Source organism: Sorangium sp. So ce176 (genome assembly GCF_051519835.1).
Lineage (GTDB): Bacteria > Myxococcota_A > Polyangia > Polyangiales > Polyangiaceae > Sorangium > Sorangium cellulosum_G.
Genome location: NZ_CP150371.1, coordinates 3,055,684 through 3,074,402 on the forward strand (window position 1 = coordinate 3,055,684; position 18,719 = coordinate 3,074,402).

The 18,719-nt window shown below is 73.9% G+C and carries 13 protein-coding genes; 7 read left to right on the forward strand and 6 right to left on the reverse strand.

The features are described from left to right. Nucleotides 1–17: 17 nt before the first annotated feature. The 4 genes from WMF42_RS11720 to WMF42_RS11735 form a co-directional block, all read right to left on the reverse strand. Nucleotides 18–1,226, reverse strand: a complete 1,209-nt coding sequence (locus WMF42_RS11720) for a CaiB/BaiF CoA transferase family protein (RefSeq protein ID WP_061611694.1) — start codon at nt 1,224–1,226, stop codon at nt 18–20. Between the two features lie 167 nt (nt 1,227–1,393). Next, entirely contained in the window at nt 1,394–1,738 is a 345-nt protein-coding gene (locus WMF42_RS11725; protein WP_061611693.1) for an SCP2 sterol-binding domain-containing protein, read from the reverse strand. A gap of 159 nt (nt 1,739–1,897) precedes the next feature. Next, a complete protein-coding gene (locus tag WMF42_RS11730; protein WP_061611692.1) occupies nt 1,898–3,073 on the reverse strand; it encodes a hypothetical protein in 1,176 nt (391 codons plus the stop codon). A 315-nt stretch (nt 3,074–3,388) separates the two neighbouring features. Next, nucleotides 3,389–4,888 (reverse strand): acetyl-CoA carboxylase biotin carboxylase subunit, encoded by a 1,500-nt coding sequence (locus WMF42_RS11735; RefSeq protein ID WP_061611691.1) that lies wholly within the window; start codon nt 4,886–4,888, stop codon nt 3,389–3,391. Between the two features lie 155 nt (nt 4,889–5,043). Here WMF42_RS11735 and xseA point away from each other — a divergent pair, with 155 nt between their 5' ends. Genes xseA through WMF42_RS11750 form a run of 3 tightly spaced genes read left to right on the forward strand, consistent with a single transcriptional unit; the run spans nt 5,044 to nt 9,918 of the window. Continuing rightward, nucleotides 5,044–6,762: an exodeoxyribonuclease VII large subunit gene (gene xseA / locus WMF42_RS11740; RefSeq protein ID WP_437691940.1), complete on the forward strand. Its 1,719-nt coding sequence runs from the start codon at nt 5,044–5,046 to the stop codon at nt 6,760–6,762. Next, nucleotides 6,749–7,735, forward strand: a complete 987-nt coding sequence (locus WMF42_RS11745; RefSeq protein ID WP_061611950.1) for a shikimate dehydrogenase family protein — start codon at nt 6,749–6,751, stop codon at nt 7,733–7,735. The genes xseA and WMF42_RS11745 overlap by 14 nt, the downstream gene beginning before the upstream one ends. Further along, on the forward strand, nt 7,732–9,918 hold the full coding sequence (locus tag WMF42_RS11750) for an amylo-alpha-1,6-glucosidase (protein ID WP_061611949.1): 2,187 nt from the start codon (nt 7,732–7,734) through the stop codon (nt 9,916–9,918). The genes WMF42_RS11745 and WMF42_RS11750 overlap by 4 nt, the downstream gene beginning before the upstream one ends. Before the next feature lie 51 nt (nt 9,919–9,969). On the opposite strand, the gene WMF42_RS11755 is transcribed toward WMF42_RS11750, so the two are convergent. Both WMF42_RS11755 and WMF42_RS11760 read right to left on the reverse strand, forming a co-directional pair. After that, entirely contained in the window at nt 9,970–10,902 is a 933-nt protein-coding gene (locus tag WMF42_RS11755; protein ID WP_434046912.1) for a DUF4123 domain-containing protein, read from the reverse strand. A 246-nt stretch (nt 10,903–11,148) separates the two neighbouring features. Next, nucleotides 11,149–12,747, reverse strand: a complete 1,599-nt coding sequence (locus tag WMF42_RS11760) for a lipopolysaccharide biosynthesis protein (protein WP_437691941.1) — start codon at nt 12,745–12,747, stop codon at nt 11,149–11,151. Between the two features lie 71 nt (nt 12,748–12,818). Between WMF42_RS11760 and WMF42_RS11765 the strand changes: the two genes are divergently transcribed. The 4 genes from WMF42_RS11765 (at nt 12,819) to WMF42_RS11780 (ending at nt 18,718) form a co-directional block, all read left to right on the forward strand. Next, nucleotides 12,819–13,634, forward strand: a complete 816-nt coding sequence (locus tag WMF42_RS11765; RefSeq protein ID WP_437691942.1) for a class I SAM-dependent methyltransferase — start codon at nt 12,819–12,821, stop codon at nt 13,632–13,634. After that, nucleotides 13,634–14,362, forward strand: a complete 729-nt coding sequence (locus WMF42_RS11770; protein ID WP_061611946.1) for a class I SAM-dependent methyltransferase — start codon at nt 13,634–13,636, stop codon at nt 14,360–14,362. Before WMF42_RS11765 ends, WMF42_RS11770 begins: the two co-directional genes overlap by 1 nt. A 218-nt stretch (nt 14,363–14,580) precedes the next feature. Further along, nucleotides 14,581–17,400, forward strand: coding sequence for a cation-translocating P-type ATPase (locus WMF42_RS11775; RefSeq protein WP_437691943.1), 2,820 nt, complete (start codon nt 14,581–14,583; stop codon nt 17,398–17,400). 70 nt (nt 17,401–17,470) lie between these two features. Further along, on the forward strand, nt 17,471–18,718 hold the full coding sequence (locus WMF42_RS11780; RefSeq protein ID WP_437691944.1) for a glycosyltransferase family 4 protein: 1,248 nt from the start codon (nt 17,471–17,473) through the stop codon (nt 18,716–18,718). Nucleotide 18,719 lies beyond the last annotated feature (1 nt).

Consider the following 18,719-nt stretch of genomic DNA (forward strand, 5'->3'; position numbering starts at 1 on the left):
AGGCCGAGCGCCGGCGGTCAGCGCGCCTCGCGCGCCGCGCCGGCGCGGATCAGCGCGTCGATGTCGGCGTCCGAGAAGCCCGCATCGCGGAGCACGGCGCGCGTGTGCTCTCCGGCGCCGGGCGCCGGCGCGAACGCGACCCCCCGCGGCGTGACGGGCGTCCTGATCTGCGGGATCGGGCCGCGCGGCGAGGCGATCTCGAACAGGAGCTCGCGCGACGCGAGGTGGGGATCGGCCGCGGCGCCTCGCGGGTCGAGGACCGGCTCGAGGCAACAGTCGCGCTCGGCGGAGAACCCCTCCCATTCGGCGCGCGTCCTCCCCCGGAAGACGGCGGCGAGCTTGCGCTTGAGCTCGATCTGATGCGGCCCGGGGAGCAGCGCGCCGAGGTCCGGATCGAGGCCGACCCCCTCGCAGAACGAGGCCCAGAACTTCGGCTCGAGCGCGGCGAGCGCCATCGCGTGTCCGTCCTTCGAGAGGTAGGTGTTGTACGGCGCGATGCCGCCGGTGAGCAGCTCGTCGCCCGCGGCGCGCGCGCGCCCACCGTCGTCGTCGTCCTTCCCCTCGCGCGCGCGAGCGCCGCCCGCGAGCGCCGCGGCGAGCGACGGGAGGGCGAAGCCGAGCGCGCCGTCGGTCATGGCGATGTCGAGCACCGCGCCCCGACCCGTGCGCTCGCGCTCCCGCAGCGCGGCGAGGACGGCGACGGCGCACCACAGGCCGCCGCTCACGTCGGCGACCTGGGAGCCGGGCACCTGCGGCGGGCCCTCCGCGGGCCCCTGCGCGCCGAGCACCCCGGCGCGCGCGACGTAGTTCAGATCGTGCCCCGCGCGCTCGGCCAGGGCGCCGGTCTGGCCGTAGCCGGTCAGCGCACAGACGATGAGCCGCGGGTTGTCCGCGCGCAGCGCCTCGTGGCCGAGCCCGAGCCGATCGAGCACCCCCGGGCGGAACTGATCGACGAGCACGTCGTACGTCGCGGCGAGCCGGCGGAAGGCGTCGCGCCCCTCGGGCTTCTTCAGATCGAGCAGGGCGCTGCGCTTGCCCCGGTTCAGGAGCTGGAACGCCGCCGATTCGCCCGCGATCTGCGGGGAGATGCGGCGCAGGAGGTCGCCGCCGGCGAGGTCCTCGATCTTGTCGACGGTCGCGCCGAGATCCGCGAGGACGAGGGTCGCGAACGGCCCCGGCAGGAGCCTCGAGAGATCGAGGACGCGCGTGTCGGTGAGCGGGCGCATGGCGACCTCTTTGTCCTGCGCGAGCTGCGGTGGGGAGGAAAAGAGACGGCGGTGATGTCCGTCGTGCCGCACGTCCCGGCGCCCGGCCGGGCCTCGGGGGGCAGCCGCGCCCCGGCGGCAGCCCGCCGCGGCGCGCCGCGGCGCCCGGCGAGCCGCCGTCGCCTGGATCAGCCCGCGTTGAGCTGGAAGAGCTTCGGGAGCTTCATCGCGAGCATCTGGTTGCCCGTGACCTTGAGCTTGCCCGCGAAGAAGAGCTGCATCGAGTTCGCCTGCGGGTTCTCGTGCAGCTTCTGGAAGTCCTCGGCGGTCAGCGCGATCGTGACGTCCGCGCTGCCGGGGTTGCCGGGGGCGATGCTGGGCGTGGCGCTCGCCAGGTCGATCAGCCACTCGCCGCCGCCGTCGCCCGTCACGTTGATCTGATACTTCCCGCCGATCTGCTTGGCCGTGTCCGAATTCTTCGCCAGGGCAGCGGGGAGCTCCTCGTTGAACAGTTTCTGGATATCGACGGCCATGGATCGCCTCCGGATCTCGTGTGGGACGTGGTGACTTGAATCGACCGAGTACCGGGCGCGGTTTACCCGCGCCCGAACGCGCGCGTCAAGCGAAGCCCGATGTCAAAGCTCGCCCGAGTCGTTCCGTCAGGGCAACCCTGGCGCGCGCGTCGTCGTGCTTCATGCGCGCGCGCGCGGCGCCTGCGCGGCAGGGCGGGGCGCCTTGTCCAGCGCGGATCGGATCGGGACCATCAGGAGGCGATCGATCGCCACGCGCTGATCCGCGGGCGGCGGGCTCTCCGGCGAGCCCTGCATCAGCCGGAGGTCGCGGAGCGCGCCGCGATCCAGCGGGCCGAGGGACGCGTTCGGCGCGTCGTGCGCCGGCGTCATCGCCGGGAGCAGGCAGACGAGGACGATCTCGTTCGTCCCCTGCCGCACCCAGGTGCCCTGGTAGACAGCGAGCGCCTGGCCGAGCGCCTCCTGGAACACGAACGCGCGCCACTCGAGCGGCGCTGTCAGGTCGAAGACGCGGCCGCCGGCGCGGAGCTCCAGGCTGTCGAGGCTGAGCGTCGCGCCGCGCGCGTCGGTCGCGAGGAAGCGATCGAGGCACCCGGGCGAGCGCGCCGTGAGCTCGTCGAGGAGCGCGGCGAGCGCCGCGGGGCCGAGCGAGATCGGCTCGCCGTCCGGGCCGATCGCCTCGAGCCCGACGTCGTCGGAGCCCACGACGGACGCGCGGTCGAGCAGCGGGGCGAAGGTGCGTCGCGACGGACCGTCGAAGCTGGCGCCGACCGAGGACATCCCGGCGCCGGAGCTGAGCAGGGCGACGATGCGATCGCGGCGCGGGGTCGCGAGGAGCGTCACGCCGAACCGCTCGCGCGTCGCGAGCAGAACGTGCTGCGCTGCGCCGCCCTTACCCTGGAGGGCGAGCTGGTCGCCGTCGAGGCTCAGCCCGCGCCGGGTCGCCTGCGCGGGGGGCAGGAGGCGCCGCCGCCCCCGCGCGAGGAGCGCCACCGCCGCCGCGACGAGGGCGAGCGGCAGGAGCGCGCGGACCGTCACGCTGCGCGCGGTCGCGACCAGCACGAGCGCGGCCACGAGGAGCGGGATCGACCAGATCCGCCGCGGGCGCGCGACCCCCGCCGGCGCCGCGTCGGGCGGGGTCGCGTCGAACCATCGCGCCACCGGGGAAGACAGGGAATCCGGGGACGACGCTGCGGCTGCGTCGCTCGCCGGCTCGTCGGCGCGCTGCGCGGCCGGCCACCCCGTCGCGGGCGGAGGCTCGTGCGCGCGGGCCTCGAGCGGTGGGAGCGTGGCGACGGCCTCAAGAGGGTCCTTCTGGCCCTTCGCCTCGCGTCCCATCGCACCTCCACCCCAGCCGAAAAGTTCGGGGTAGGATAGCATCGAGCGAGACCAGAGCGAGAGGAGACTTTGGGCGACGCGTTGCGTAGGTGCGCGCTGTCGGTTTTCTTTTCGGGCTCCTCGGAAGGCATCGCGCGTCGCCGCGTGCTGCGGCGTGTCGCGCGTTCGCTCGCCCTTCGTCTCGCGCTGTGCACGTCAGAGGCACATCAGAGCTCGCCCGCGCGCCCTCCGCGGGGGGTGGGCGCAAGGGGCACCCCGAGGCCGCGAGGAGCGACAGCGGGGTACCCGAAAGGGCTCACCTGAAGGCCCTGTGGTTCACCTGAAGGCCCTGTGGCGGAGGACCCAGGGCGACAGCCGCGGGGCGCCCGGCGCGGGGGCGCTGGACAGGGCCGGCCGCCGATCGATCTGCGCGGCCGCGATGGCGAGGGCGGCGGCGAGCGAGGCCTCCTCGTCGGGAGGGACCGCGGTGGGGCCGCAGAGCTCCGCCGTGTGCTCGGCGATGAAGCCCGTGTCGTAGCGGCCGGCCTGGAACTCGGGGTGCGCGAGGAGGTTCTCGTGAAACGAGAGGTTCGTCCGGATGCCCGCGACGGCGTACTCGGCCAGGGCGCGCCGCATGCGCGCGATGGCGCCGCGCCGATCCGGGGCCCACACGGAGAGCTTCGAGATCAGCGGGTCGTAGTGGCTCGGGACCGTGGAGCCCTCGTAGAAGCCGCTGTCGTCCCGCACCCAGGGGCCGGCCGGCGGGCGCAGCGTCGTCAGCGTGCCGGGGCTCGGCAGGAAGCCGGAGCTCGGGTCCTCCGCGTAGATGCGACACTCGATCGACGCGCCGCGCCGCGCGATCTGCTGCTGACTCAGGGAGAGCGGCTCGCCGCCGGCGATCTTCACCATCTCGGCGACGAGGTCGATACCGGTCGTCCACTCGGTGATGGGGTGCTCCACCTGGAGCCGCGTGTTCATCTCGAGGAAGTAAAAGGAACCGTCCTCGGCGAGGAGGAACTCGAACGTGCCCGCCGAGTGGTAGCCGACAGCGAGCGCGCCGCGCACGGCGACCTCGCCCATGCGCTGCACGAGCTCGGGGCTCGCCGCAGGGCAGGGGGACTCCTCGACGACCTTCTGGTGGCGCCGCTGGATCGAGCAGTCGCGCTCGAAGAGGTGCACGAGGTTGCCCTCGCGATCGCCGAGCACCTGGATCTCGACGTGGCGCGGCCGGAGGATCGCCTTCTCGAGGTAGACCGTGGCGTCGCCGAACGCGCGGCCGGCCTCGCTCTGCGCCCGCTCGTAGGCCGCGGGCAGGTCCTCCGGGCGGTGCACGAGCCGCATGCCCTTGCCGCCGCCGCCGAACGCCGCCTTGAGCATCACCGGGTAGCCGAGCCGCTCGGCCAGCACCTGCGCCTCCGCGGCGGTCGCGGCGTCGCCGCCGGGGACGATGGGCACCCCGGCCGCGGCCATCTTGGCGCGCGCCGCCGGCTTCGACCCCATCGCGGCCATCGCGCTCGCGGGCGGGCCGATGAAGGTGATGCCAGCCCGCTCGCACGCTTCCGCGAACTCACGATTTTCCGACAGGAACCCGTATCCGGGGTGGATGGCGTCGGCCCCGGAGCGCCGGGCGACGTCGAGGATGCGATCGATGCGGAGGTAGCTCTCGGCCGCAGGTGCGGGGCCGATGGGGTACGACTCGTCCGCGAGGCGGACATGGAGGCTGCCGCGGTCCACATCGCTGTAGACGGCGACGCCCTGGATGCCGGCCTCATGCAGCGACCGGAGGATTCGGACGGCGATCTCGCCGCGGTTGGCGATGAGGACCTTGCGGATCACGAGCCGGCCCTATCACACGAAAGCGCCTGCGCGAATGCCCCGTCGCGGAGCGGCCTCGCGCCGCGCCTCGCAGCGGGCCGGACCGCGGGCTTCCCTGACACGGGATCAGGCCGGAGAGTCTTTCCCCAGGCCGAGCAAAAGGGTAGGTCTGCCCTGTGCAGCGCCGCGAACTACCGCCCGAGCTCTCGTTCGCGGCCATCCCCGCCGCCGAGCCGCGCGAGCTCGCGAGCCCGCCCCCCTCGCGCCGCCCGAAGGGCGCCGAGCCGGAGGTGGTCTCGGTCGCGGAGCTGGATCGCCGGCTGAAGCGGATCCTCGAGGGGTCGACCGCGGACGTGCGCGTCGAGGGCGAGATCTCGGGCCTGCGCGTCGTGGGCAGCGGTCACGCGTACTTCACGCTCAAGGACGAGAGCGAGGAGGCGGCGATCGACTGCGTGATGTACCGGACCGCGGCGCCGCGCGCGCGCAAGCTGCTCGCCGACGGCGCGCGCGTGGTGCTCACGGGCCGCGCCACCGTCTACGTGCCGCGCGGCCGGCTCCAGTTCTGCGCGGACGACGCGCGCCTCGCCGGGCGCGGCGCGCTGCTCGAGGCGCTCTTCCGCCTCAAGGAGAAGCTCGCCGCCGAGGGGCTCTTCGCGCCGGAGCGCAAGCGCAGGCTGCCGGTCGATCCGCAGATCATCGGCGTCGTCACGAGCGGCGACGGCGCGGCGATCCACGACATCGTGACCGTCGCGTTCCGCCGCGGCGGCGCCCGGCTGATCCTCGCGCGCACGCCGGTGCAGGGCGCGGGCGCGGGGCAGCGGATCGTGCGCGCGATCGCGCTGCTCGAGGAGTTCCCGGGCATCGAGGTGATCATCGTGGGGCGCGGGGGCGGCTCGGCCGACGACCTCAGCGCGTTCAACGAGGAGATCGTCGTCCGGAAGGTCGCGGCCGCGCGCGTGCCGATCGTGAGCGCCGTCGGCCACGAGATCGACGTCGCGCTGACCGACCTCGCCGCCGACGCGCGCGCCGCCACGCCCTCGCAGGCCGCGGAGATGCTCGTCGCGGACGCGGTCGCGCGGCGCGCGGCGCTGGAGCACCTCGAGGCGCGCATGCGCCGCGCGATGGCCCACCGGCTCAGGGCCGCGCGGGCCGACGTCGACCGGCAGCGCGCCCGGCTCGGCTCGCCCGCGCAGATCCTGGCGGAGCCGCAGCAGCGGATCGACGACGCGGTGGCGCGGCTCCGGCGCCGCATGGAGCGGATCCTCGTCGAGGACCGCGCCGGGCTGCAGCGCCTCGAGCGGCGGCTCGCCGCGCGCCACCCGCGCGCGGTGCTCGCCGGCGCCCGCGGGGCGCTCAGGCCGCTGTCGGTGCGCCTCGCCGCGGCCGCTCACCGCCACGTCGCCCTCCTGCGGGAGGGCTTCGCGAGGGACGTCGCCCGGCTCGAGGCGATGTCGCCGCTGCGCGTGCTCGCGCGCGGCTACGCCATCGCGACGGACGCGTCGGGCCGCGCGGTCCGCGATCACCGCGAGGTGGCGCCGGGCGACGCGATCGCGGTCCGCGTGCACCACGGCGCGCTGCTCGCGCGCGTCGTGGCCACCGCGGGGCCGGGCGAGCCGCTCGTCGAGCCCAGCGCGGCCGCGGAGGCCGCCGCCGCGCCAGCGGCCGCCGCCGCGCCCGCGCGCCAGAACGGGGGGACGCGCGCCCCCGGGGCCGGCCGCGCGTCGAGGCGCGGCAGGTCGCAGCCCGGCGCGCCCGCGTGCGAGCAGCTCGGCCTCGGCTTCGTGGCCGAGGAGCGCGCCCCGACCTTCGGTCGCGCGGGCGCCCCCGGGCAGGTCTCGGCGGGGCAAGGCGGAGCAGAGGCCGGCCCGGAAGAAAGGCATCATGTCGAACCCTGAGCGGCGAATGTTCGGTCTGGTCGGGCACCCGGTGGGCCACTCGGTCTCGCCGGCGATGCACTCGGCCGCGTTTCGGGCGCACCAGCTGCCCCACATCTACAGCGCGTTCGACGTGCCCACCGGCGCGGAGCTCGCGCGCTTCGTCAGCGACATCCGGAGCGGCCTCATCGCGGGCGCGAACGTCACGATCCCGCACAAGCGCGCGATCATGTCGATGGTCGACGACATCGACTCGAGCGCGGCCGAGGTCGGCGTCGCCAACGTCCTCTGCGCGACGGAGTCGCGGCGCGTGACAGCGCACAACACCGACGTGCTCGCGCTCCGCGACGAGCTCGCGCAGCTCCTCGGATCCGCCCCGCCCGGCGGGGACGATCCGGCCGGGCGGCACGGCGCGCTCACGAGCCCGCGGCAGCGCGCGGTCATCATCGGGGCCGGCGGCGCTGCGTTCGCGGCGATCGAGGCCTGCAAGATGCTCGGCTACCACCTCATCAGCGTGACCACCCGGTCGTGGACCAGCACCGAGGCGATGCTGGAGTCGCCGGCGGGGCAGCGCGCGTCCGAGCTCGGCGCGCTCACCGCGCCGTGGCCGATCCCGACCGAGAGGTCGATCAGCAGCAAGTCCTCGGTGGCGCTGCGGCTCAACTGGAGCGAGTTCGCCGTCGCGGCCGACCTGATCATCCAGGCCACGAGCGCCGGCATGCTCGGCGGGCCGCCAGGCGAGGAGGTCACGAGCATCATCCCGTGGGACTCGCTCTCGCGGGACGTGTGCCTCTACGACGTCGTCTACAACCCGCCGGTCACCCCCTTCCTCCGGATCGCGCGCGAGCGGGGGCTCCGCGCGTCCGACGGGCTCGGGATGCTGGTCGGCCAGGCGGCGCAGTCGTTCACGCTCTGGACCGGCCTGCCGGCCCCTGTCGACGCGATGCGCGCCGCCGCCGAGGACTCGCTCAGGAAGGCCACCGGCGGTCGATGAGCTCTGACGGATCCCGGAGGAGCGCTCCGGCTCACGACCCGATCTCGTCCCCGCCAGCGGCCTCGCGCGCCCAGGGCGCCGCGCTGGAGCACGCCTCGCCGTGGCCGCACGTGGAGGTGCGCGGCCAGCTCGCCATCGCGCGCAAGGAGTGGCTGCACACGAACGGGGCGGGCGCCTACGCGAGCTCGACGATCGCATGCATGCACACGCGCCGCTACCACGGCCTGCTCGTCGCGGCCCTGGACCCGCCGCGGCGCCGGCACGTCATGCTCTCGCACGTCGACGCCAGCGTCCGCCCCCTCCGGCCCCAGAGCTCGCCGACCGACCGCCGGGCGTCGTGGCCGCGGTGGGATCTCGCCAAGCACCAGTTCCCGGGCATCGACCCGGAGGCGAGCTCGTTCTACCTGGAGCGCTTCGATCAGGATCCGCTCCCGCGCTGGGCGTACGCCCTGCCGGGCGGCGAGATGGAAGTGACGCTCGGCCTCGTGCGCGGCGAGAACGCGGCCGTCCTGCGCTACGCCTGGAGCGGGGCGGACCAGGTGATGCTGACGCTGCGCCCGCTCCTCGCGGCGCGCCACATGCACCAGCTCCTCCGCGAGAACGGCGGCATCTCCCAGAAGGTCGAGCTGCGCGCCGGCGCGGCGCGCGGAGAGCCCGGCGCGGGGCGGGACCGGCCCGCGATCGGCGAGGTCCGGGTGCAGCCGAACCGCGCGCTGCCGCGGATCTGCTTCCGCTACCAGGGCACGTTCGTCGGCTCGCAGGACTGGTGGCGCCGGTTCGAGTACCTCGGCGAGCAGGATCGGGGGCTCGACTTCCTCGAGGACCTCTGGACGCCCGGCCACTTCGAGACGATGATCGGCGCCGAGCCCGTCCACCTGCTCGTGGCGGTGGGCGCGCTGCCCGAGGACGAGCCGGAGAACCTGCTCGCGGCCGCGAGCGCGGCGATCCGCGCCGAGGATCCGGGGCCCCGGCGGCCGCTCCTGGAGCGGCGGCTCACCATCGCGGCCGAGACGTTCCGCGCGGACGCGGCCGCGCGGCCCGGCGTGATCGCGGGCTACCCGTGGTTCGAGGTGTGGGGCCGCGACGCGCTCATCGCGCTGCCCGGCCTCTACCTCGTGCCGCGCAAGACCGAGGGGGCCATCCGCGTCCTCCGCGCGATGATCGACGCGATGCAGGACGGCCTCGTGCCAAACCGGCTCCCCGACGCGGGCGAGCCCGCCGAGTTCCACACGGCGGACGCGACCCTGTGGCTGTTCGAGGCGGCCCGGCTGCTCGCCGACGCCGTCGGCGACACGCACCCGTTCGTCGCGGGCGAGCTCCTCGGCGCGCTGCGCGACGCCTTCGAGGCCGCCCTGCGCGGGACCAGGAACGGGATCCACATCACGGCCGACGGCCTCTTCGCCGCGGGCCGCAGCGGCGAGGGCGCGATCGACGGGCTCACGTGGATGGACGCGCGCGTCGGGGGCCGCGCGGTCACCCCGCGCGCCGGCTGCCCGGTCGAGCTCACGGCGCTGTGGGCGAAGGGCTCGGAGACGCTCGCGCGCCTCGCGCGCGCCGCCGGCGACGAGCCCCTCGCCGGGCGCGCGGAGGCGGCCGCCGCCGCGGCGCGCCAGGCCTTCGCCGCCCGCTTCTGGTGCGAGGAGACCCATTATCCCTACGACGTGATCTCGGAGCACGCGGCGGGGGAAGGCGCGTTCCGCGACGCGACAGTCCGCGCGAACGCCGTGATCGCCGTCGCCGTGGATCCCGCGTGCTTCACGTCGGAGCGGGCCTCGGCGCTGCTCGAGCGGGCGCGCCTGGAGCTCGTCACCCCCGCCGGCGTGCGATCGCTCTCGCCGACCGATCCGGCCTACGTGCCCCGGTACCATGGGGGCCCGGACGCGCGCGACAGCGCCTACCACCAGGGCACGGTGTGGCCGTTCTTGCTCGGGTTCTACGCGCGCGCCGCGAAGCGCTACTCCGCGCTCGGCGAGCACGTGATCCCGCTGCTCCACCGGCTCGTGGCCTCCGCGGCCTCGAACGAGATCGCGCTCAACCAGGTGCCCGAGGTCGCGTCCGGGGAGCCGCCGCACCACCCCGGCGGCTGCTTCGCCCAGGCGTTCAGCGTGGCGGAGCTCCTGCGCGTGATCGCCTGGGACCTGCCGCCGGCGGACCCGGGCGGGGCCGGCGCGCTGCCGCGCTGAGCTGCCGGGCCCCGCGCCCCTGGCGCGGCGCCTCGGCCGCCGGGCCTGACCTCAGCCCGCGCGCTCGAGCGCCGACTCCTCGCGGAGCGCCTTGCTGCCCTGCGCGGTGAAGCGCAGGAGCTTGCCCGGATCCTCGGCCTCCATCGCGAAGGCATCGATCTCCTCGAACAGCGCCTCGATCTTCCGCGGGCCGCACGTGGGCAGGAAGCCGCGGAGCACGCGCGGGTCGTAGAAGCGGAAATACTGCTGCTTGCCCGTCCCGCTCTCGACCAGGAGGAATCGGCGGAGGTGCTTCCGCACGTCGCCGAACGCGCGGTTGCTCGTCAGGAACACGCCCCAGGCGTCGCCCCAGCCGCTGTCGATCAGCGCGTCGAGCAGGGGGGACTCGCGCGGGAGATGCACCAGCGTGGGCCCGACGTCCGCGAGGAGCTCGCCCTGGAAGCCGGCGTAGAGCGAGGCGGTCTGCTCGCCCGCCTCGACGAGGAGCAGCCGGATGCGCGGGTCGCGCGCGGCGTCGAGCACCGCGAAGAGCGGCGAGCGCTCCTGCCGGAGCCGCGCCCGCGCCGACGCGGCGTACGGCGCGCCCGTGGCGGCGGGCGCGGCCCGCCGCGTCCTCCGCGACGGCGGCGCAGGCCGTGTCGGCGTGCATCTACCGTTCGCGCCGCTCGGATCGCGGCGCACCACCGCGAACAGGGTCGCCCCCGCGCGGATCTCGTCGCCGTCCCGCAGCGACACCTCGCGCGCGCGCTCGCGGTTGACCTGCGTCCCGTTGCGGCTGCCCAGATCGCGCAGCAGGTAGCTGCCGTCGATCTGCTCCACCGAGAAATGCAGGGCGGAGAGCTCGCCGTCGCCCGCGATCGAGAGATCCGATTCCGGCGCGCGGCCGACGAGCAGCGGACGGTCGCCTGGAATGCGCGCGGTCTGTCCGGCCAGGGGGCCCGAGATGACCTGGAGGAGGAATCCTACTTCCTGGTCTTCGCTCATGGTCGTCTCCATCGCACAAGGCGCCGATGAGGCCGGCGAGTAAGCCTAGAGCATCGATCGGCGCGAAATCCACACGAAGGCGGGAACCATGAGAGAGGCGTCCGGGAGACTGCCAATCTTTCCAGATTGCCCGCCCTTTCAAGCAGCTTGCGCGGAATTCGCGTCGGCGTCCGCTGTCTTGCCGCCCGAGACAGCGACGGTGGGCGGCTGTGGTTCGAGCGGGCGGGCGCGGGTCGATCGGGCGACTCAACCATGGCGGCTTCGCAGCGGCTCCAGGCGGAGCCAGCGCGCGACGAACGCCCGGTCCTCGGGGGCGAGCACGCCGGTGAGCCACGCCGCGGCCAGGTAGAGCCCCGTGTACAGCGGGGCGCCGAGCGCGAGGCAGACCCCGGGGCGCTCGTCGATCGCGCCCGAGGCCAGCAGCCCGGTGAGCGGCGCCGCGGCGACGACGGCGCTGGCCGCGACGCGCCCGTAATGACCCCACGGGAAGACGCCGCGCAGGCCGACGCCCGAGAAGCGCGCGATGCGGGCCACCATCAGGACGATCATGATCGCCTGCGTCAGGACGGCCGAGAGCGGCGCGCCGATCATGCCGATCGTGGGCAGGAGGGCCAGGCTCGCCGCGGTGTTGAACACCATGGCCAGCACCTGGATCCGCAGGATGATCGCGGTCTGGCCGAACGCCATCAGCATGATGCCATACGCGGTCACGCGCAGCGGCATGAGCGCGGAGTAGATGCGGAACGGGACGGCCGCGCCTGCGTACTCGTCGCCGTAGATCGTGCGCATGAGCGGCTCGGCGAAGAGCAGGAGGAACGCCGCGACGGGGAGCATGATCAGCGTCGTCTTGCGGATGCCCGAGTGCCAGAGGTCGATCGCCGCCCTCGCTCCCTCCGCGCGGGTCCGCCCGCCCTCGACGCGCGCGACGAGGTCGGGGAGCATCGTCGACGTGACGGAGTAGGCGAGGACGCTGACGAGCGGCAGCTCCTGCGACCCGACAGCGAACTCGGCGAACAGGCCCGCGCTGAAGAAGAGGCCGACGACGAACTTGTCGAGCTTCTGGTTGAAGAGGCCGGCGAAGCGGGTCACCGAGAGCGGGAGCGCGTACGCGAGCTGCGCCCTCGCGCCCCCCGGGAAGGACGCGGTGGGGACGTCGTGGAACAGCCGCGCGTAGAGCCGGTACGACAGCCAGAGCCTCAGGGCCTGCGCCGCGCACTGGGCGGCCAGGATCCACGCGATGGAGCACCCGAGCGCGGCGGGGACGAGCGCGCCCGCGGCGCCCGCCACGGTGACCACCAGCGCGACGCCCGCCGACTTGCGGTGGTTGTTCGTGGCGATGAAGAGCGGGCCGAAGACGCTCGCAGGAAAGCCGAAGACGCTCGTCAGGCCGATGAGCAGCAGGGGAGCCGTGATCCCCTCCCGGCCGCCGAGGAAGACGCCGGGGAGGAAGGCGAACGCGGCGAAGACGAGCGCCGTGAGCGTCCCGAGGCCGAGCAGGAGGAGCATGCTCTGCCGCACGAGCCCCTTGAGCTCGGGGCGGGTCACCTTGGGCGTGAAGTAGAGGAGCGACTCCGGGACATAGAGCTGCGCGAGATCGCGCCCCGTCGTGAACAGCACCGTCACGAACGCGAGCACGCCGTACTGCGACTTGCCGAGCAGCCGCACCACGACGACGCCCTGCACGAGGTTGATCAGGGTGCTGACGAGCTGCCCTCCGACGATCATCCCGATCCGGTCGGCCAGCGACGCGCCGTCCTCCGCGCCGCCGGTGGGCGCCGCCGGCGCGGTCTCCGGCGCCCGCGGCGGGGCGCTCGCGTCGGGGGGGGTCGGCTGCTCGCCTCGCATCGCGGCTCGGTACCACAGGAACCCGGCAGAAGCCCTTCCTGCGAGCCGGTCGTCGTGGCATGCGACCGGCGATGAGCGGCGCGGAGCAGGCGAAAGACAGCGAGATCTTCTACGATCGGCTCTGGCAGCACACCGAGACGGCGGCCGATCCTGCGATCGTCGCGAAGGGCGACCTGCTCCTGCGCATGATGCCGCCGGGGGTGCGCACGGTGGCCGACGTGGGCTGCGGCGACGGCTACCTCACGCATCGCCTCGCCGAGCGCTACGAGGTTCTGGCCATCGACCGCAGCCCCGTGGCCCTCGCGAGGCTCCGCGTTCGCACCCTGCAGGCGAGCGCGGACGCCTTGCCGCTGCCGGACGGGGCCGTGGACCTCGCCTTCTCGAGCGAGATGCTCGAGCACCTGCCCGATCCGGTGCTCGCCGGCGCGGCGCGCGAGCTCGACCGGATCGCCGCGCGGTACCTGCTCATCTCGGTGCCCTTCCGGGAGAACCTCCGCCGCAGGTTCGCGCGGTGCCCGCGCTGCGGGCTGGAGTTCAACATCTACGGCCACCTGCAGTCGTTCGACGCCGCGTCGCTCGACCGGCTCTTCCCGCGCTTCGAGCGGATCGCGACCGAGCTCGGCGGCCCTCCGGAGCAGGCCACGAGCCAGCGGATCGAGCGGCTGCGCCAGCGCGCGCTCGGGTGCTGGTTCCTCCCGCGGGGCGTGCGCGTCTCCTGCCCCGGCTGCGGCGAGGCCGACCTCGCTGCGCCGCGGGTCCGGCTCGCGCAGCACGCCGGTCGCCTCGCGCTCGACGGGGCGACCGTGGCGTGGCGGCTGGCCTCGGGCGCGCGAGCGCAGCCCTACTGGATCATCGCGCTCTACCGGCGCCGAGGGGAGGCAGGTTGATGGCCGAGGGAGAGGGCGGCTTCGAGCAGGATCTCGAGGCGATCAACCGGTACTACACCGAGCGCTTCCTGCCGGCGAACCCCTGGGCGAGCCTGCTCAACGCGTATCCGTACCTCGTCGCGCGCCAGCGGCAGCGCCGCATGCGCGAGGCGCTCGTCGCGTGCGGCGTGCGCACCGCCGAGGCGCTGCGCGAGATGTCGGTGCTCGACGTGGGCTGCGGAGCGGGCTCCAACCTGGCGTGGCTGGTCGAGCTCGGCGCGGACCCCTCGCGCCTCACCGGCATCGATCTCATCGCCCAGCGCACCGCCGTCGCGCGATCGCGCTTCGCCGGCATCCGCTTCATGGCGGGCGACTTCCTGAAGGCCGACGTCGGCGGGCCGTTCGACATGGTGATGATGCTCGCCGTGCTGTCGTCGGTCACCAACGCGGAGCTCAAGCGGCGCCTCGTGGAGAAGGCGCTCGCCCAGCTCAAGCCGGGCGGCGTCTTCTTCTTCTATGACGTGATCTCGCGGCGCCACGTCCCCGGCACCCCCGAGTACCAGCGCCTCACGTTCGCGGAGCTCGAGGGGTACGTCGCCCCGCGCAAGCTCCGCTACTTCCGCAAGGACCTCCTGAGCCGCGGCGTCGCGGAGCGGCTCCTGCCGCGCGTCGGCGTGACGGTGACCGAGCTCGTGCAGGCGACCCGCTTGTTCAACATCGACGGGACGTTCGCCTACCTGCGCGGTTGAGCCCCGACTCAAGAGGGTGGGGCAAAACACCCCACCGAGGTGAAAAGGTCCAATGCGACCCCGGCGCCGGCATCACCTCGAAGGGTGAACATCCTGGTTCACCACGGGCATGACTGCTGGCATGACACGTGCCAAGCACGTGCCGAGTTCGTGGTGAGAAGCTGCCACCGTTGGTGAGCGCAACACGCACAGCGCCGCTCTCTGCAGGAGAACACTGCATGTCGCAACCCGTCCTCCCTTCAACGTCCGGGACCGCCTGGCACAGCCTGCCAGCCAAGGAGGCGCTCTCCAAGATCGAGAGCGCCGAGACAGGCCTCACGGCCGAAGAGGCCGCCCGGAGGCTCAAGGATGTCGGGCCCAACGTGATCCAGCGCGCCAAGGGTGACAGCGCGTTCAAGCTGCTCTTCCGCCAGATCAACGACCCGCTCATCTACGTGCTGCTCGCGTCGGCGGCCCTCGCGATGATCATGGGCGAGGCCATCGACGGGTCGGTCGTGCTGGCGGTCGTCGTGCTCAACACGGCGATCGGGTTCGTGCAGGAGCTCCGCGCGGGCAAGGCGATCGAGGCGCTCGCCGGCATGGTGCCCCAGTCGGCCACGGTCGTGCGCGGCGGGCAGCGGAGCGTGATCCCGGCGGCCGACGTGGTCCCCGGCGACGTGGTGGTGCTCGAGGCGGGCGACAAGGTCCCCGCGGACGCGCGGCTGATCTCGGTGAAGAACCTCCGCGTGGATGAGTCGGCGCTCACGGGCGAGTCGGTGCCCTCCGACAAGCACGTCGACGCCGTCCCGGAGGACGCCGGCGTCGGCGACCGCAAGGACCTCGCGTTCGGCGGGACGCTCGTGACCAGCGGCACGGCCACGGCCGTTGTCTTCGCCACCGGCGGCGCGACCGAGCTCGGGCGCATCTCGTCGATGCTCCACGAGGCGACCGAGATCGAGACGCCGCTCACCCGCTCGATGGCCAAGGTGGGCCGCGTTCTGACGATCGCGATCGTCGCTGTCGCGCTTGTCATCGTCGGGGTCGCGCTGCTCCGGGGCTACCCGCCGGTCGACGCGATGCTCGCGGGGATCTCGCTCGCGGTCGCCGCGATCCCGGAGGGGCTGCCGGCGATCATCACCATCTCGCTCGCCATCGGCGTGCAGCGCATGGCGCGGCGCCGCGCGGTGATCCGGAAGCTGCCCGCGGTCGAGACGCTGGGCAGCACCGGCGTCATCTGCTCCGACAAGACAGGCACGCTGACGCGCAACGAGATGACCGTCCGCGCCCTGTGGACGCCCCGGGCCGGGGCCTCCGCGCAGGGCGGCGCCGGGGAGACGATCGAGGTGACCGGCGTCGGCTACGCGCCCGCCGGCGAGCTCCGCCGCGACGGCGCGCCGATGGGCGAGGCGCCCGAGCCGGTGCGCGCGCTGCTCCGCGCGGGGCTGCTCTGCAACGACGCGCGCATGAAGCGCGACGGCGACGCGTGCGGCATCGAGGGCGACCCCACCGAGGGCGCGCTCGTCGTCGCGGCGCAGAAGCTCGGCGTGGACGTCGAGGCGACGCGGCGGGAGTACCCGCGCATCGACGCCGTGCCGTTCTCGTCGGAGCTGCAGCTCATGGCGACGCTCCACGAGGCGCCCGGCGGCGAGCGGGTGATCTTCATGAAGGGCGCGCCCGAGGTGGTGCTCGGCCGCGCCGCGATCGGCGACGCGGAGCGCGCTCAGGTGATCGCGGAGGTCGAGCGGATGGCGGCGCAGGGCATGCGCCTGCTCGCCGTGGCGTCGCGGGCGCAGGGCCGCGACGCGGCGTCGCTCGACGAGGCGCACCTCACGGAGGGGTTCGAGCTCCTCGGCCTCGAGGGGATGATCGACCCGCCGCGGCCGGAGGCGATCGACGCGATCAAGGCGTGCCATGACGCCGGGATCACCGTGAAGATGATCACGGGCGATCACCTGGCGACAGCGCGGGCGATCGGCGAGCAGCTCGGGCTCGTGCGCGAGGGCGGGCGGGCGATGAACGGCACGGAGATCGCGCGGCTGTCGGACGAGGAGCTGCGCGCGGCGGCGGCGTCCACGAACGTGTTCGCGCGGGTGGCGCCGGAGCACAAGCTCCGCCTGGTCAGGGCGCTGCAGGCCGACGGGAAGGTCGTCGCGATGACGGGCGACGGCGTGAACGACGCGCCGGCGCTGAAGCAGGCGAACATCGGCGTGGCCATGGGGATCACGGGGACGGCGGTGTCGAAGGAGTCCGCCGACGTGGTGCTGACCGACGACAACTTCGCGAGCATCCGCGCGGCGGTCGAGGAGGGGCGCCGCGTCTACGACAACCTGGTCAAGGCGCTCGCGTTCGTGCTGCCGACGAACCTGGGCGAGGCGCTGATCCTGCTCGTGGCGGTGATGACCTTCCCGATCGTCGGGGGCGCGCCGCTCATGCCGATCACGGCCGTCCAGATCCTCTGGGTCAACCTGGTGGCCACGGTGGCGCTCTCCCTGCCGCTCGCGTTCGAGGCGATGGAGAAGGACGTGATGGGCCGCCCGCCGCGGGACCCGAGCGAGCCGATCCTGAGCCGGTTCGTGCTCGTGCGCACGGCGATCGTCGCGGTGCTCATGACGGCGGGGGCGATCGGGCTCTTCCTGTACGAGTACTTCACGGAGGTGCGCGGCGGCGTCGTCTCGGAGGTCGCCTACCGCGAGGCCCAGACAGCGGCGGTCACGACGGTCGTGCTGTTCCAGATCTTCTACGTGCTCAACTGCCGGTCGCTGCGCGACTCGATGCTGAAGATCGGGCTCTTCTCGAACCCCTGGATCTACGTCGGGATCGGCGCGCTCCTCGCCCTGCAGCTCTGCTTCGTCTATGCGCCGTTCATGCACACGCTGTTCGGCTCGGCGCCGCTCTCGCTGGGGGCGTGGATCAACTCGACGCTGGTGGCGCTGACGATCCTGCCGGTGATGAGCGTCGAGCGGTGGTGGCGCCTCCGGAAGGCGCGGCGCGCGGCGGCGGAGGCCCAGCCGGCGGACGCCGGCGTGCAGCGCGTGGCGGGCGCGACGGCGGGGCACTGAGCCGGGGCGGGGCTCCTCGACAGGAGCGCCGCCGGGCGGGGCCGTGTGGTATCACGCGCGCGGTCCCCGCATGCCCGAGCGCCGCTTCCTCCTGATCAGCTACTTCTATCCGCCGCACGGCGGCGCCGGCGTGCAGCGCGCCCTGCACCTCAGCCGGATCGCGCCCTCCCTCGGCTGGGCGCCGGTCGTGCTCGCGTCCGGCCAGCGCGGCAGGACCGCTGTCGATCGGTCGCTCCTCTCCAAGGTCCCCGAGGGGGTCCGCGTCGAGCGCACGCGCGCCGCGGTCGGCTTCGGGACGCTCTTCGGCGCCCTGCCGGTCGACGCCTACCTCGGCTGGCTCCCGTTCGCCCTGCGGCGGCTCTCCGCGATCCTCCGCGAGGAGCGGTTCGATCTCGTGTTCAGCACGTCGGCGCCCTTCACGGCCCACCTCCTCGGGGACCACGCGCGGCGCGCGCTCGGCGTCCCCTGGGTGGCCGATTTCAGGGACCCGTGGACCGACAACAATTTCCTGCCGCTCTACAGGGGCGAGGGCCCGATCGCCCGGATGCGCCAGCGCGTGGATCGACGGATCGAGGAGCGCGTCTTCGCGGGCGCCGACGCGGTGCTGGTCACGGCGGATCCGTTCCGCTCGCTGCTCGTCGAGCGGCGCGGCCTGCCGGAGGGCAAGGTGCACCTCGTGCGGAACGGCTTCGACGCGGAGGACTTCGCCGCGCCGTACGCGCCCCGGCCGGATCCGGGCGGCCGCTTCCGCCTCCTGTTCGCGGGCAACATGTACGGCGACTACAACCTCGCGTCGGTGTTCCGCGCTGCCGATCGGCTCCTCTCGCGGCGCGCCTTGCCGGGCTTCGAGCTCTCGATCGTGAGCGCCGCGGGCGCGTGGGCCGAGCGGGAGGCCAGGAAGTACCCGCACCTCCGGCCGCACCTGCGGGTCGAGAAGCCGGTGCCGCACGACCAGATCGTGGCCCGCTACCGCGACGCGGACGCGCTCGTGCTGTGCGCGCTCGATCCGCTCTCGACGCCCGGCAAGCTCTACGAGTACATCGCCGCCGGCCCGCCGGTGATCGCCTTCGTGGTGCCCGGGACCGACGCGGCGCTCGTGCTGTCGCGGACGGGGGCAGGGGAGGCGGTGCCCGCGGACGACGTCGAGCTCGGGGCGCTGTCGCTCGAGCGCGCCTACGATCGCTTCCGCCGCGGGGAGCTGCCCGCCCGGCGCGAGGACGAGATCGCGAAGCTCACGCGGCAGGCGCAGGTCGCCGAGATCGTCGCGCTGTTCGAGCGCCTCGCCGGCGAGCGCGGCGCAGCGTCGCCGCGGCGCTGAC